The following is a 14,614-nucleotide window of genomic DNA, read 5'->3' on the forward strand; positions in this document are numbered from 1 at the left end:
ATGTATCTAATCTTGAGACGTTGCGCCTTGGAAACATGAATAGAGGGAGATGGTCTTATGCTAAGAAAATATTATTCAAAAAACAATCATTTACAACCATTTTTTGAGGAAGTTAATAAATATGTAGATGGTATTCATAACCTAAATAATGGAATCAGCTTAGAAGATATAACAAGCCTTCAAAATGAACTTAACATTCAAATTCCTGATATATATAAAGATTTTCTCCAAGTGTGTCATGGTGGAGAATTATTTATACCTGGAACAATCCTGTCAGAAATTCATACAGCTGCTCAGGGTCCAAAACAGCGTGGTGGCTCTTATCTAAATGATTCGTTTAAAAAAGAACGAAGACCGACAAAGATGCCAGACACGTATTTAATCATCGCAGATTTAAACTATGGTGACTCGATATGTATAGACTTAGAATCAAGCAATGGATACGATGCAACGGTAATACAATGGGATAGGGAGATTCACAGCGTTTCTAGATCATGGAATGGTTTGGTGGAATGGTTAATGGATACCTTAGACGAAGGATCATTACTAGTAGATTATGATGGTAATGAAAAAGATTTAGACTTTTAACATGAATAGTAAAAGTGGAGCCACAAGAATTAATTCCTATTTATTCATGATTTCACCTTAAAGATATATGAAGTAATGACCCAAAAATAAGGATAGACTTAATATTTTAGGAGGAATAACTTTTGTCTTATTCATTAAAACCTGAAATACAAGCCAGTCTTGCAAAAATTGATTTTATTAAGAGATATAAAGCCCTATCAGAAAAGTTTTCTGATAAGGAAAATACATTTGAAAACTATGAAAACGAAAAAGTAATTGCAGTATTTGAGTCTCTTGGCTATAAAGCTCGTTTTATGAAAAAAGAAAACTTTTTTATTGTTGGTGAGGTCAAGAATAAAAACATCTATACTTTTAGATTTAATATTAGTTTAAAACATGGCCTTGTTGAGTTTATTTGGTCTGCACGACATAATGGTGCAATAAGAGCTGGAGATCCATGGGCTATGTTTGTAGCAATATTATCAAATGATACAGAAAAAATACTTCGTCCATGCTTCCACAGTTACGATGAACTCAAAGAAATCATGAAAATCGCCTTTGAAATGTACGAAGATTTCAAGCGAGAATTAATTCCTATTTATTCATAATTCAAAAAGCTACCGAAGACACCAAAACAGTTACTTCGAGTAGCTTTTATTTATATATATTAAAGTTATTTATTTTCCTCTTTTTGAACATATACATAAGCATCTTTCTGCTCTTTATGTATATCAACCTTCGAATTCTCTGCAAGTTGACCCGCGTTTAGCAAAGAAAAAATAATCAACGCTTCTAGTGACATTTCGTTTTACCACTCCTTTCTAATTGTTATACGTTTATCATACCGCTTACATGTGATTTCCGTATGAACTCGAAAAGGAGATTAAAACAAAAAAGCTTTGAGGAAATTCCTCAAAGCTTTTTATTTATTAGTAACGAATTAAGAAATATTTCTTTTTACCGCGGCGAATGATTGTGAATTTACCTTCGATGCGGTCGTTTTCTGTTACAACGTAGTCTAATGCTTGTGTACGCTCACCATTTACGTAGATTGCGCCGTTCGTTACATCTTCACGTGCTTGACGTTTTGATGGAGAGATTTTGCTTTCTACAAGTAAGTCAATTAATACTGTATCTTCTGCAGTACGTTCTACAGATGGTACGTCTTTGAATCCTTGCTCGATTTCGCTTGCAGTCAGTTCTGCTACAGAACCGCTGAATAATGCAGCTGAAATTTTAATCGCTTGCTCTAATGCTTCTTCACCATGAACAAGTTTTGTCATTTCAGAACCTAATGCTTTTTGTGCTGCACGTTTTTCTGGCGCTTCAGCTACTTGCTTTTCAAGCTCAAGAATTTCTTCGTGAGATAAGAATGTGAAGTATTTTAAGTATTTAACAACGTCGCGGTCATCTGTGTTGATCCAGAATTGGTAGAACTCGTAAGGAGTTGTTTTCTCTGGGTCTAACCAAATTGCGCCGCCTTCTGTTTTACCAAACTTCGTACCGTCAGATTTTGTAACAAGTGGAATTGTTAAACCGAATGCTTTCGCATCTTCTTCTGATTTACGGATTAATTCAAGACCAGCTGTAATGTTACCCCATTGGTCACTACCACCGATTTGCAGACGGCAATTATGTTGTTGGTATAAGTTTAAGAAGTCGTATGATTGTAAAATCATGTAACTGAACTCAGTGAATGAAATACCAGTTTCTAAACGAGATGCTACTGTATCTTTTGCTAACATATAGTTTAAACCGAAGTTTTTACCGATATCGCGTAAGAATGAAATTACATCTAAGTTACCAAGCCAGTCGTAGTTGTTAGCCATCGTTGCTGGGTTGTCCACGTTTTCAAACTCTAAGAAGTTTGAAAGTTGGTTTTTAATGCTTTCTGTGTAGTAAGCAACTGTATCTTTCGTATTTAATGTACGCTCTGCTTTTTTACCACTTGGATCACCGATCATACCAGTACCACCGCCAACAAGTGCGATTGGTTGGTGACCAGCTAATTGGAAACGACGTAACATTAATACTGGTAACATATGACCAATGTGTAAGCTATCTGCTGTCGGGTCGAAACCACAGTATAATTTAACGCTTTCTTTTTCTAATAATTGCTCAAGGCCCTCAGCATCTGTTTGCTGATTAATTAGACCGCGAAATTCAAGATCTTGTAAAATACCCATATCCTACATACTCTCCTTTAAGTTCATTACTGGCGTGAAAGTTGAAAACATAAAAAAATCGCCCCTTCAAATAAGGGACGATTTTGATTATCGCGTTACCACCCTAGTTGCAGGCAAAAAAAGCCTACCACCTTATTTACATAACGGCTTAGCACCGTCTTTTCCCTTTTGAATATAATTCAATCGAAAAAAGATGCTCTAGGGGCGTAATTCGCGATCATCTATGTGCTGATTTTCACCGGCCATCAGCTCTCTAAAACAGGGAAATGATCACTACTTCTCCCTTTCCACGCTCAATTATTCATATACTTTTCTTTATACCATCATTTATATAGGCATGTCAAATAGAGGTGGAATTTCACTTCTCTCCAATCCTTTACAACGTCGCAAAGAGTAATTTATTAGATATAAAAAAGCCTCCCTCATCTATTCTTTCATAAATGTATACAGACGAGGAAGGCACTTCGTTCAAATATTATTTTAGTTTTTTTATAATCTTTGCAGGATTCCCACCAACTACTACATTATTAGGCACATCTTTCGTTACGACAGCACCAGATGCGATCACCGCATTGTCTCCAATTGTTACACCTGGATTAATAATTGCTCTTCCGCCAATCCATACGTTATCGCCAATTGTAACTGGTTTTCCGTATTCTGATCCGCTTATACGCTCAATTGGATCAAGTGGGTGCGTTGCTGTATAAATGTGGACACCTGGAGCTAACATACAGTTCACTCCGATTGTTACCGGGCATACGTCTAGAATCGTACAGTCAAAGTTCGCGTAAAAATTTTCACCGACATGAATGTTATAGCCGTAATCACATCTAAAAGAAGATTCAAGATGAATATTATCTCCTGTCGTTCCGAATAATTCTTTTACGATTTCGCTACGCTCTTTCAATTGCTCTTCTGACGTATCATTTAATTTTCTCGTTAATATACGCGCTTGCTCTCTTTCTTGTACTAAAACTAGATCAGCCGGTATGTACATTTCTCCTAGTATCATCTTTTCCTTTTCTGTTTTCATCATACTATCCCCTTTAACTTATATATATAAGTTCATGATATCATAAAAAAGAAAGGCCTGAACATTTTTCGTTCAGACCTTCCTCTCTTAATCTTCCATCGTTGATAAGTCACCTGTTGGTAAATTCAGCTCCCACGCTTTTAATACGCGGCGCATAATTTTACCACTTCTCGTTTTCGGTAATTTATCTCTAAATTCAATTTGTCGTGGCGCTGCATGAGCTGCTAGGCCTTTCTTTACAAATTGACGAATTTCTTCTTTTAATTCATCAGATGGTTCGTATCCTGCTCGAAGTGCGATAAATGCTTTAATAATTTCGCCGCGCACCGGATCAGGAATACCAATTACACCAGCTTCTGCAACAGCAGCATGCTCGATTAATTTACTTTCTACTTCAAACGGACCAACGCGCTCACCTGACGTCATAATTACATCGTCAATACGTCCTTGGAACCAGAAGTATCCATCTTCATCCATATAGGCAGAGTCGCCTGATACGTACCAATCTCCCGGCATGAAATAAGATTCATATTTTTGCTGGTTATTCCAGATCCCACGCATCATAGATGGCCAACCTTTCGCAATTGCTAAGTTACCCATTGTGTAAGGAGGCACTTCATTTCCTTCATTATCAACAATCGCTGCTTTCACACCTGGAATTGGTTTACCCATTGAACCTGGACGGATTTCCATACAAGGGTAGTTACAAATAACTTGTCCACCTGTTTCTGTCATCCACCACGTATCATGAATACGAAGTCCAAATGCGTTCATACCCCAGCGAATTACTTCTGGATTTAACGGCTCACCAACGCTTAATACGTGACGAACTTGTGATAAGTCATATTTTTTAATTGCGTCTTGTCCAGCTCCCATTAACATACGGAATGCTGTTGGTGCGCTGTACCAAACCGTCACACCGTAATCTTGCAGTGCTTCATACCAAGCTTCTGGACTAAAGCGTCCACCTAAAATAACGTTTGACGCTCCAACTAACCACGGTGCGAAAATACCGTAAGCTGTTCCAGTTACCCAGCCCGGGTCAGCAGTACACCAATATACATCGTCTTCTTTTAAATCTAATACCCACTTCGCCGTTTGATAGTGCTGAACCATTGCGTTTTGCGCATGAAGCACACCTTTTGGCTTACCAGTAGAACCAGACGTGTAATGTAGAATCAAGCCGTCTTCACGGCCTAACCATTCAATATGTAATTCTTTTGAAGCTTGTTCAAATAAAGGATTGAACGCTACCGTTTTACCGCCTTCTTCTACATTATCTCCAACAAGGAAAACTGTTTTTAAAGCCGGTAAATCATTTAATGGTACGCGCTCTAACAATTCAGGCGTTGTAATTAACACCTTTGCTTCGCTATCTTCTAAGCGATCGCGAACTGCGCCTTCCATAAATGCTTCAAATAGCGGTCCAACAATTGCTCCTAATTTCACTGCACCTAAAAGTGCGAAATATAACTCTGGAGAACGTGGCATAAAAATAAAAACGCGATCGCCTTTTTCTACATCGCCATAATTCTTAAGGACGTTTCCTGCTTTATTAGAAAAATCCTTCATTTCCTTAAATGTATATTTCTCTTTTCGCGATCCATCTTGATAATAAAGAGCTACTTTATTCTTTCGATCGGATTTCGCATGCTTATCAATTGCCTCATACGCCATATTTACTCGGCCTGTTTCATTCCAAGTAAAGTTTTTATTAACCTCTTCCCAGTTAAAATTCGCGTATGCCTCATCATAATTCGGCAAATTATTTTCTCCTTTAATGACAGGAAGCGTTTCTACTTTCATACTTTACATCCCCCTCCTATGTATTCTATTATCTATTATAATGACATTATTTAAAATTTTCAGTATATTTGTTGATTTTTAGACAAATTTTTAATGACAAATTTCGATTCACATCGCATATATTATAAAGTACGATATTAATAGATTCACAAACCCTCAAGGTGGTGAGCAATACATTGATTCATAAAAAAATATATAATGCTAGAAACTTAAAAACAGCGAAAGGCACTTTAATTATTGAAGGTCCTGTCTCTACACATAACTTAGAAATGTATGAGTTTCATCCAGACTTAATTGCGTTTCGTCCTGCCGAGCAACAATATAAAGCAATTGTCGAAATTTCTAAATTACCAGAAGCTCGTCTCATTATTGCTAGACATGACCAAACAATTGTTGGATATGTTACATACTTGTATCCTGATCCACTTGAACGATGGTCAGAAGGAAAAATGGAAAACTTAATTGAGCTTGGGGCAATTGAAGTAGTCCCAGCCTTCCGCGGGAGTTCTGTCGGAAAGAACTTACTAGAGGTTTCTATGATGGACGATTATATGGAAGATTACATTATATTGACGACTGAATATTATTGGCACTGGGATTTGAAACAAACAGGATTGAATGTGTGGGAATACCGAAAAGTAATGGAGAAGATGATGAATGCTGGCGGGTTACAATGGATGGCTACAGACGATCCTGAAATTTGTTCACATCCTGCCAACTGTTTAATGGTCCGCATCGGTAAACGCGTTGATACGGATTCTATTCAAGCTTTTGATCGTCTACGTTTTCACAATCGTTTTATGTATTAATAAAGGGGGCAACTGGAATGATTGTAGAAGAAATTATGAATCAAAATGTAGTTACATTACATCCAAACGATACAATCGAAACAGCAATCCGAACGATACGCACGAAAGGCATTCGGCACATTCCAATTGTCGATCAAAATAATCACGTCGTAGGCATTATTTCTGATCGGGATGTAAGAGATGCAAGTCCGTCTATTCTAGATGAACAAGTTTCACTCGATATGCTACAGCAACCGCTCGAGCTTATTATGAGACATCCTGTTATGACTTGCCATCCTCTCGATTTTGTTGAGGAAATTGCTACTTTATTTTTTGAAAATAAAATTGGCTGTCTTCCTGTTACAAAGGCCGGGAAGTTAGTTGGAATCATTTCTGAATCTACAGTACTGCACACATTAGTAAAATTAACAGGAGCACATCAACCAAGTTCGCAAATTGAAATTCAAGTAAAAAACGAACCTGGTATTCTTGGAAAAGTCGTTGCTATTTTTAGTGATTTACAAATAAATATCGTGAGCGTTCTCGTCTACCCAGCAAAAGACGAGAATGATAAAGTACTCGTTTTCCGCATTCAAACGATGAATCCTCTAAAAGTGATTGATGCACTTGAAGCAGAAGGCTACCGCGTATTATGGCCAAACATCATGGGGATGCAAGCATGAGTAGCGCGTTTATTTATTCGGATGACTTTCGGGGCTATTCATTTAGCCCTGATCATCCTTTTAACCAACTGCGCGTCACACTTACGTATGATTTATTACAAAAGGGCGGTTTCATCTCTCCCTCTCAAATCATCTCACCACGGATGGCTACAGATGAAGAGATTGCCTACATTCATACAGAGGAGTACATAAATGCGGTAAAACGTGCTGGAGAAGGAAAGTTAGAAAAATCAATTGCGATGACATATGGACTCGGAACAGAAGATACACCAATGTTCCCAAATATGCACGAAGCAAGCGCATTGCTCGTTGGTGGTACGTTAACAGCTGTCGATGCTGTTCTTTCCGGAAAAGTAAAACACGCGCTTAACTTAGGAGGCGGCTTACATCATGGCTTCCGTGGTAAAGCATCTGGCTTTTGTATTTATAACGATAGCTCCATAGCAATGAAGTATATTCAGAAGAAATACGGTTTACGCGTCTTATATATTGATACAGATGCTCATCACGGTGATGGCGTACAGTGGTCGTTTTATGATGACCCTAACGTATGCACCATTTCACTGCATGAAACTGGTCGCTATTTATTCCCTGGAACTGGCGCTGTAAACGAACGTGGACAAGGTAATGGTTATAGTTATTCTTTTAACGTTCCACTCGATGCTTTTACAGAAGATGAATCGTTCTTAGAAGCATATCGAACTGTTGTAAAAGAAGTTGCAGCGTACTTTAAACCGGATATTATTTTAACGCAAAATGGTGCTGACGCACATTATTATGACCCACTTACACATCTTTGTGCGACAATGAATATTTACCGCGAAATACCGAAGCTCGCTCGTGAAATTGCTAATGAATATTGCGACGGTCGCTGGATCGCTGTCGGCGGCGGTGGCTACGATCACTGGCGCGTCGTTCCAAGAGCTTGGGCACTCATTTGGCTCGAAATGAACAACATCCAAAACATCTCAGGTTATCTCCCTCCAGAATGGATTGAAGCTTGGAAAGGACAAGCAGAAACAGAACTTCCCCTCACATGGGAAGATCCAGACAACATGTATAAACCTATCCCCCGTAAACCAGAAATTGAAGAAAAAAACGCATTAACTGTAGCGAAATCCCTTGAAATTATTCGGAATAATATGACAAAATCTTTATACTAAACGAAAAGGAGGCTCGTTTTTGAATAGCCTCCTTTTATTTGAAGCTTGCTATTATTGTCGTTTTCTGTCGGTAAGTCGATATATGTTAATAATCGCTGATATATTCCGAGTTACGCCGATATATTTTGATAATCGCTGATATATTCCGAGTTGCGCCGATATATTCTAATAATCGCTGATATATTTTCATTTTATAACAGTCTGGCCCAACTTTTATGAGAAAAGGTCGTGATATTATGTGGACACAACAAATAATCAACACGAAACGCGGTACATTTGAACTCTTTACAAAAGGAAATGGCGAATCGCTTTGTATTACACATCACTATTCACAATTTAATGAAACTGGGGATTACTTTGCGGATGTTTTTACTGCTACGCATCGTGTATTTCTCATTAATTTACGAGATACTGGTCGCTCTGTAACCGCCCAGTCAGAAAACGAATTAAGCATGATTGAAACAATCAACGACTTAGAAGCCATACGAGAAGTATTACAACTTCCAACATGGCATTTCGCCGGTCATTCAACAGGTGGTATGCTTGGACTTTTATATGCGATTACATATCCAAATTCCTTACACTCATTAGTCATAGCAGGCGCTGCAGCAAGTAACTATACCGAAACACCATTTTGCATTTATCACCCAGCACATCCACAGTTTCATTATATGCAAAAACTCATCGAAAACTTAAAAAGCCCTCACCTTACAAATGAAGAACGAAAAGAACTATCTACTGAGAGAACAAAATTATCATTGTTTAAACCAGAAAACTACAACTCTTATTTTTGTAAACCAATCAACAAAACAATGTCCATTAGCCGGATGAATGCTTTCGCCAATGAATATCCTTCATTTGATTTAAGAGAGTATTTACCTTTCATCCAAACAAAGACACTTATTATATGCGGAAGATATGATGTGCAGTGTCCTATTCAATATTCCATCGAGATACATGAGGGTATATGCGATTCTACTTTTGTGACATTTGAGGAGAGCAACCATTATCCTTTTTTAGAAGAAGCGACCCTGTTTACTTCTACTACTCAAATATTTTATAAATCGTTACGCCAGTACCGTTATTATTAAGGAAAGCTCACAGTCTCTATAAGACTATGAGCTAAATTTTCAGAAGAAATATTTCGTACTATATAAAAATAAAAGATAAAAGGAAAAGAGCACCAAACCTACATCAAAAAACACTGACTTTTTATCTCCTTCTTTTAAACCTATCGTAATATTAAAAATGCTTCTAACTATCCAACCTAATACTAAAAATAACCAGCCGAAATGATCATTTGTATAATCTTTATCATAAAACATTTGTATTGCACCAATAATTAATAAAATAATTATAATATTAGTTCCAATCCTTAAGACCTTGTTTGATTTATTATCTTGTAATGTATCTCCCAAAATGTAGCACACCCTCTCATGCTCTACTATGTTTTATCTCTCTTTATATCTTAACACAAATTACCTATTATTTCCTTTTTGCAAATAACATAAAAAACCTGCCAATTACTCGGCAGGTATATTACACGTTAAAACGATAACCAGCTCCCCATACTGTTTCAATATATTGCGGGTGAGCAGGATCTCTTTCAATTTTTTCACGTAGCTTTCTAATGTGGACGACAACAGTGGCTAAATCCCCAGCGGAATCTAATCCCCAAATGCGTTCAAATAACTGTTCTTTATTTAATACTTGGTTTGGATGTGTGACAAAGAATGTTAATAAATCAAATTCCTTCGTTGTAAACGCAACTTCTTCATTGTTTATAAAAACTTTTCTCGCTCGTTGATCGATAGAAATTCCGTGAATATATAACGTATCACGTTGCTTACTTACATTTCCTAATAATCTTTCATAACGGGCAATATGTGCTTTTACTCTTGCGACTAATTCACTCGGGCTAAACGGTTTCGTTATATAATCATCCGCTCCTAATCCGAGTCCGCGAATTTTATCTATATCTTCTTTTTTTGCTGAAACAAGTAGAATCGGAATATCTTTTACAGCACGTATTTGTTTACAAATTTCGAATCCGTTCATTTTCGGAAGCATAATATCTAAAATAATTAAATCATAGTCTTCTTGCAGAGCTGTTTGTAAACCTATTTCTCCTGAATGCTCTACATCAACTTGGAAATTATTAATTTCTAAATAATCTCGCTGTAATTCTGCAATACTTACTTCATCTTCTATTAATAAAATTCTTTTCAATTTACTCACCACATTCCTCTACTTTTTCCAATGAGAAGAAAATGCTTGTGCCTTTCCCAAGCTCGCTTTCCGCCCAAATTTCCCCGCCATGTTCTTCAACAATTTGCTTCGCTATCGCTAAACCAAGTCCACTTCCACCTGTGCTAGAATTCCGCGATTGTTCTGCACGATAAAAACGTTCAAAGATATACGGCAATGTATCAGATTCTATACCTGATCCGTTGTCCATCACTTTCACAATAACTTTATTATTATCACTCGATACTGTTACAGTAATTTTCTTCTCTTCTTTATCCATGTATTTCACACTATTATGAATTAAATTTGATATAACTCTATTGATCTTTTCGCAATCAGCCGTTACATATAGTGGTGATGCATGTAATTGTAAGTTAACTTCTATACCTTCTTTACTTAAATCCATTTGCATCTCTTCGATTAACTCTTGCATAAACGTATTCAATTCAACCGTTTCAAACTGAAAGGGAACTCGATTCAAATCGAGCTTTGAGAATAAAAATAATTCATCAATAAGTGTATCCATATGTCTTGCTTTCGTATGGATAGTTGTTAAATACTTATCCATTTTTTCTGGCGTATTTGCTACTCCGTCCTTTATTCCTTCTACATATCCTATAATTGATGTAATCGGTGTTTTTAAGTCATGAGAGATGTTTGAAATAAGCTCTTTTCGATTTTCTTCATACTGTGTTTGCATCTCTATCGATTCTTTTAATCTCTTCCTCATTTCCTCAAACCCTTGATTTAATTGCCCTATTTCGTCGTGTGATGTAATTGGTATTTGAAAATCTAAATTTCCTTCTTTAATTTTCTCCGTTGCGCCTTTCAATACAAAAATTGGTTTTATTACACTTCTTGAAACGAGGTAACTTAATAATCCAATGAGTAAAATGGCTAGTAGTAAAAGCGATACGAATAAGATTGGAAATAATTTTTGTGTAAGATCTACAAATGAACTTTGCTTTTTTAATACAAATATACTTCCCTCTTCTTCCTGAGGAAAATAAAAATCAAACTTTACATATCGATAAAATGTATCGCCTAGTTCCGTTGTACCACGACTATTAATATTTGCTGATTCAAATTTCGGAAGGGCTTCTTTTAAAGAAACACTTTCAAATACGTTTGAAGCATATGAAAGTGTTTCTCCTTTTCTTACTACTATTTTCACACCCTCTTTTTCTATTGCTGAGACAAACGACTCATCTAGCAATTGAGATTGATGCTGTTTGGCTGCTGACTTCAACTCAAGATAGGCATTCTCTTCTTCTGGTGTAAGCGGCTTTTGAATGTAAGAACTTTTATAGAAATTTTTCACTGCTTCCAAGTCACCTGTTATCGAAAAAACGATTAAAAATCCCGCGACTAATATAAGCGTAATGGAAACGAGGATAACAGCAATATAAGAAAATAAAAACCTTGTTTTAATAGACATATCTTAAATCCTCACTTTATCAAACCTTATTATTTATAAGCATAAAAATATATGTTCAATTACTCAAGCGATTTTATAGTAATTTTAGCGTCAGTTTATAAAAATTTAATGTTCCTATTTTACAGTTGAAATTAGGAGGTTGAAATTCCATGTTCAAAAAAACATTCAGTATGATATGTTGCGTAATTTTTTTACAAGGATGCTTGCAAGAACAAGAAGTAAAAAAGGAGATGATAAACATGGAGACTGCACTACTAGCAGCCACTGAAAAAAATGAAACGAATACTGTTATATCTTTACTAAAACAAGGCGCAAATATAAATGCGACGGATAGTCAAGGACGCACTCCGCTTATGATTGCTACATACAAAAATGATGTAAAAACCGCAAAGGTACTTATCGAAGCTGGTGCTGACGTAAATATCCAAGATGACATGAAAAATAATCCCTTTCTATACGCCGGTGCGGAAGGTTACTTAGACATTTTAAAACTAACAATTGATGCTGGTGCAGATCCTACGATTACAAATCGTTACGGCGGAACAGCTCTTATCCCAGCCTCAGAACATGGCTATATTGACGTTATAAAGGAACTCCTCACTCGAACACATATTGATGTAAATCATGTAAATAACCTGGGATGGACAGCTTTAATGGAAGCCATCGTACTAAGTAACGGAAACGAAACACAGCAACAAGTCATTCACCTTCTTATTGAGCACGGTGCAGATGTAAATATTCCAGACAATGATGGTGTTACCCCGTTAGAGCATGCTCGCGCTCATCACTTTGAAGAGATAGAGAAGATTTTGTTAGAAGGCCGTAAGTAAAAAGCTAATTTTTGCCTTCCTCCCCCACCCTATGCTACATTTAAGCCGTTACATTACTATTAATAGGGTGGGAATAAAAATGAACAAACCTAAAATTGGGATGATTGGACTTGGAAGTATTGCGCAAAAGGCCTATCTTCCAACACTTACAAAAGAAACTGATTGGAATTTTGTAGGGGCGTTTACACCTAACGCAGAGAAAAGAAAACAAGTTTGCCAGCAATACCGAATTCAAGACTTTCATTCTATTGAAATGTTAGCTTCGGAATGCGATGCAATCTTCGTTCATAGTTCAACTACATCGCATTATGAAATCGTTTCTGAACTTCTAAAAAAAGGGATCGACGTTTATGTTGATAAACCGCTAGCAGCTACAGTGGAACAAGCTGAGCAACTAGTCGAGTTAAGCGAGAAGTATAACCGAAAATTAATGGTCGGATTTAATCGCAGATTCGTTCCTATGTATGTCGCTGCCAAAGAACAGGCTCATGATATTTCATGGATTCGAATTGAAAAGCATCGTACAAATAAAGTCGGGCCATATACGTACGACTTCACTATGTTAGATGATTATTTACACATTGTAGATACTGCTCGCTGGTTAGCTAATGATGACCTTAACGCCGTTCACAATATGATGCAAATCAATGAAAAGAATGAACTTCTTTACGGACATCATACATATACAACTCCAAGTGGACTATTACTTTCTACTGCAATGCATCGCCATGCCGGTACTAATTTAGAACAAATTGAACTTGTAACGACAGGAAAAATCATTCGCGTAAAAAATATGAATACATTTGAAATTGAACAGGAAAACTCAGTTTCACAAAGTGGTTCCCCATCATGGGATACGACGTTAAAACAACGTGGTTTTGAAGATGCTGTTCATCATTTTATTGAGTGTGTACAAGGCGATACAAAGCCCGTTGTAGATGGATTAGAAGGATTAAAAACGCAGCAACTGTTGCAATCTCTACTAGATGATGTAAATAAAAATTAAAACGGATACATTTTTCAGAATTTACTTTCATTCCCATTCCCTCTTTATTTCTCTCATAAATTTCTATAGAATATGTTGATAGGAATTATAAATTTCATAATGAATCGTGGAAAGGATGGGATTAACACATGTGGAACGAGTTTAAAAAGTTCGCTTTCAAAGGGAATGTAATCGATTTAGCTGTCGGGGTTGTAATCGGTGCTGCATTCGGTAAAATCGTTAGTTCTTTAGTAAAAGATATCATCACACCATTACTTGGTATGGTATTAGGTGGCGTTGACTTTACAGATTTAAAAATTACATTCGGTAAATCATCTATTATGTATGGTAACTTCATCCAAACTATTTTTGATTTCTTAATTATTGCAGCTGCTATCTTTATGTTTGTTAAAGTTTTCAACAAACTAACATCTAAAAGAGAAGAAGAAAAAGAGGAAGAACTTCCAGAACCAACAAAAGAAGAAGAACTTCTTGGCGAAATTCGCGACTTACTAAAACAGCAAAACTCTTCTAAAGATAGAGCATAATTGAACGGATAAAAAGGCATGTCCCTCGGGACATGCCTTTTCTATATGCTATAACGTTTCCGAATTCATATGAATAAATAAAATAATACCAGCAACCACAAGTACCATAATGCTACCTGCAAATAGTGTAATACCAATAAACATTAAACTTGTGCTCATATCTACTGATACACTTTCAATAAAAATAGAAATTACATACGTGATAAGGGCAATTCCTGCAAGAATACTTCCTGGAACAAATCGCTTTAAACCATTTTGTTTTAACGTCATATATGCAAAAATAGCAGTCATACAAAGCGTAATTATCCAAAGAACGATCATCTCTTTTCCCCCCTCACAA

At 36.5% G+C, this 14,614-nt stretch carries 17 protein-coding genes and 1 other annotated feature; of the genes, 9 read left to right on the plus strand and 8 right to left on the minus strand.

The genetic code is table 11. From position 1 onward, the window contains the following. Window positions 1-57 precede the first annotated feature (57 nt). Window positions 58-588 (plus strand): SMI1/KNR4 family protein, encoded by a 531-nt coding sequence (locus EBQ15_RS03885; protein WP_000944937.1) that lies wholly within the window; start codon window positions 58-60, stop codon window positions 586-588. Window positions 589-710: 122 nt separating this feature from the next. Beyond that, window positions 711-1,175 (plus strand): hypothetical protein, encoded by a 465-nt coding sequence (locus tag EBQ15_RS03890; RefSeq protein WP_000122403.1) that lies wholly within the window; start codon window positions 711-713, stop codon window positions 1,173-1,175. 65 nt (window positions 1,176-1,240) lie between these two features. Here EBQ15_RS03890 and EBQ15_RS03895 read toward each other — a convergent pair whose 3' ends face one another. The 4 genes from EBQ15_RS03895 to acsA form a co-directional block, all read right to left on the minus strand. Beyond that, complete coding sequence (locus tag EBQ15_RS03895) at window positions 1,241-1,369, minus strand: hypothetical protein (protein ID WP_000050940.1); 129 nt, start codon at window positions 1,367-1,369, stop codon at window positions 1,241-1,243. A gap of 127 nt (window positions 1,370-1,496) precedes the next feature. Beyond that, window positions 1,497-2,753, minus strand: coding sequence for a tyrosine--tRNA ligase (gene tyrS / locus EBQ15_RS03900; protein ID WP_000512083.1), 1,257 nt, complete (start codon window positions 2,751-2,753; stop codon window positions 1,497-1,499). 70 nt (window positions 2,754-2,823) lie between these two features. Continuing rightward, window positions 2,824-3,052 (minus strand) — a binding site (T-box leader). Between the two features lie 176 nt (window positions 3,053-3,228). Then, entirely contained in the window at window positions 3,229-3,789 is a 561-nt protein-coding gene (locus tag EBQ15_RS03905) for a maltose acetyltransferase domain-containing protein (RefSeq protein WP_002001062.1), read from the minus strand. A gap of 84 nt (window positions 3,790-3,873) precedes the next feature. Continuing rightward, entirely contained in the window at window positions 3,874-5,592 is a 1,719-nt protein-coding gene (acsA, locus tag EBQ15_RS03910; protein WP_000862049.1) for an acetate--CoA ligase, read from the minus strand. Between the two features lie 176 nt (window positions 5,593-5,768). Between acsA and acuA the strand changes: the two genes are divergently transcribed. From acuA to EBQ15_RS03930, 4 genes are all read left to right on the plus strand, one after another. Further along, complete coding sequence (gene acuA / locus EBQ15_RS03915) at window positions 5,769-6,401, plus strand: acetoin utilization protein acetyltransferase AcuA (protein WP_000581388.1); 633 nt, start codon at window positions 5,769-5,771, stop codon at window positions 6,399-6,401. Window positions 6,402-6,418: 17 nt separating this feature from the next. Next, on the plus strand, window positions 6,419-7,063 hold the full coding sequence (locus EBQ15_RS03920; RefSeq protein ID WP_033692993.1) for an acetoin utilization AcuB family protein: 645 nt from the start codon (window positions 6,419-6,421) through the stop codon (window positions 7,061-7,063). Then, the gene (gene acuC, locus EBQ15_RS03925) at window positions 7,060-8,226 is read left to right on the plus strand and encodes an acetoin utilization protein AcuC (protein WP_000092808.1); all 1,167 of its coding nucleotides are present in this window, start codon (window positions 7,060-7,062) and stop codon (window positions 8,224-8,226) included. The genes EBQ15_RS03920 and acuC overlap by 4 nt, the downstream gene beginning before the upstream one ends. A 215-nt stretch (window positions 8,227-8,441) precedes the next feature. Continuing rightward, a complete protein-coding gene (locus EBQ15_RS03930; RefSeq protein ID WP_002001796.1) occupies window positions 8,442-9,317 on the plus strand; it encodes an alpha/beta fold hydrolase in 876 nt (291 codons plus the stop codon). A 39-nt stretch (window positions 9,318-9,356) separates the two neighbouring features. On the opposite strand, the gene EBQ15_RS03935 is transcribed toward EBQ15_RS03930, so the two are convergent. The 3 genes from EBQ15_RS03935 to EBQ15_RS03945 form a co-directional block, all read right to left on the minus strand. After that, the gene (locus EBQ15_RS03935) at window positions 9,357-9,644 is read right to left on the minus strand and encodes a hypothetical protein (protein ID WP_000502933.1); all 288 of its coding nucleotides are present in this window, start codon (window positions 9,642-9,644) and stop codon (window positions 9,357-9,359) included. Window positions 9,645-9,765: 121 nt separating this feature from the next. Continuing rightward, window positions 9,766-10,455, minus strand: a complete 690-nt coding sequence (locus EBQ15_RS03940; RefSeq protein WP_002001794.1) for a response regulator transcription factor — start codon at window positions 10,453-10,455, stop codon at window positions 9,766-9,768. 1 nt (window position 10,456) lies between these two features. Beyond that, entirely contained in the window at window positions 10,457-11,911 is a 1,455-nt protein-coding gene (locus tag EBQ15_RS03945) for a sensor histidine kinase (RefSeq protein ID WP_000023869.1), read from the minus strand. A gap of 149 nt (window positions 11,912-12,060) precedes the next feature. Here EBQ15_RS03945 and EBQ15_RS03950 point away from each other — a divergent pair, with 149 nt between their 5' ends. The 3 genes from EBQ15_RS03950 to mscL all read left to right on the plus strand — a co-directional run bounded on the left by EBQ15_RS03950 (window position 12,061) and on the right by mscL (window position 14,274). Beyond that, complete coding sequence (locus tag EBQ15_RS03950) at window positions 12,061-12,741, plus strand: ankyrin repeat domain-containing protein (RefSeq protein WP_000474102.1); 681 nt, start codon at window positions 12,061-12,063, stop codon at window positions 12,739-12,741. A gap of 79 nt (window positions 12,742-12,820) precedes the next feature. Then, a complete protein-coding gene (locus EBQ15_RS03955) occupies window positions 12,821-13,747 on the plus strand; it encodes a Gfo/Idh/MocA family protein (RefSeq protein ID WP_001039698.1) in 927 nt (308 codons plus the stop codon). A gap of 128 nt (window positions 13,748-13,875) precedes the next feature. Then, on the plus strand, window positions 13,876-14,274 hold the full coding sequence (gene mscL / locus EBQ15_RS03960; RefSeq protein ID WP_000267003.1) for a large-conductance mechanosensitive channel protein MscL: 399 nt from the start codon (window positions 13,876-13,878) through the stop codon (window positions 14,272-14,274). A gap of 48 nt (window positions 14,275-14,322) precedes the next feature. Here mscL and EBQ15_RS03965 read toward each other — a convergent pair whose 3' ends face one another. Then, complete coding sequence (locus tag EBQ15_RS03965; RefSeq protein WP_000636590.1) at window positions 14,323-14,595, minus strand: DUF3917 domain-containing protein; 273 nt, start codon at window positions 14,593-14,595, stop codon at window positions 14,323-14,325. Window positions 14,596-14,614: the final 19 nt, after the last annotated feature.

Source organism: Bacillus sp. 2D03, from assembly GCF_003946765.1.
Lineage (GTDB): Bacteria > Bacillota > Bacilli > Bacillales > Bacillaceae_G > Bacillus_A > Bacillus_A cereus.

Coding starts and splice junctions, on each gene's coding strand:
- EBQ15_RS03885 (WP_000944937.1), top strand. CDS start 58: ATGCTAAGAAAATATTATTCAAAAAACAATCATTTACAACCATTTTTT.
- EBQ15_RS03895 (WP_000050940.1), bottom strand. CDS start 1,369: ATGTCACTAGAAGCGTTGATTATTTTTTCTTTGCTAAACGCGGGTCAA.
- tyrS (WP_000512083.1), bottom strand. CDS start 2,753: ATGGGTATTTTACAAGATCTTGAATTTCGCGGTCTAATTAATCAGCAA.
- EBQ15_RS03905 (WP_002001062.1), bottom strand. CDS start 3,789: ATGATGAAAACAGAAAAGGAAAAGATGATACTAGGAGAAATGTACATA.
- acsA (WP_000862049.1), bottom strand. CDS start 5,592: ATGAAAGTAGAAACGCTTCCTGTCATTAAAGGAGAAAATAATTTGCCG.
- EBQ15_RS03920 (WP_033692993.1), top strand. CDS start 6,419: ATGATTGTAGAAGAAATTATGAATCAAAATGTAGTTACATTACATCCA.
- acuC (WP_000092808.1), top strand. CDS start 7,060: ATGAGTAGCGCGTTTATTTATTCGGATGACTTTCGGGGCTATTCATTT.
- EBQ15_RS03930 (WP_002001796.1), top strand. CDS start 8,442: ATGAGAAAAGGTCGTGATATTATGTGGACACAACAAATAATCAACACG.
- EBQ15_RS03945 (WP_000023869.1), bottom strand. CDS start 11,911: ATGTCTATTAAAACAAGGTTTTTATTTTCTTATATTGCTGTTATCCTC.
- EBQ15_RS03950 (WP_000474102.1), top strand. CDS start 12,061: ATGTTCAAAAAAACATTCAGTATGATATGTTGCGTAATTTTTTTACAA.
- EBQ15_RS03955 (WP_001039698.1), top strand. CDS start 12,821: ATGAACAAACCTAAAATTGGGATGATTGGACTTGGAAGTATTGCGCAA.
- mscL (WP_000267003.1), top strand. CDS start 13,876: ATGTGGAACGAGTTTAAAAAGTTCGCTTTCAAAGGGAATGTAATCGAT.
- EBQ15_RS03965 (WP_000636590.1), bottom strand. CDS start 14,595: ATGATCGTTCTTTGGATAATTACGCTTTGTATGACTGCTATTTTTGCA.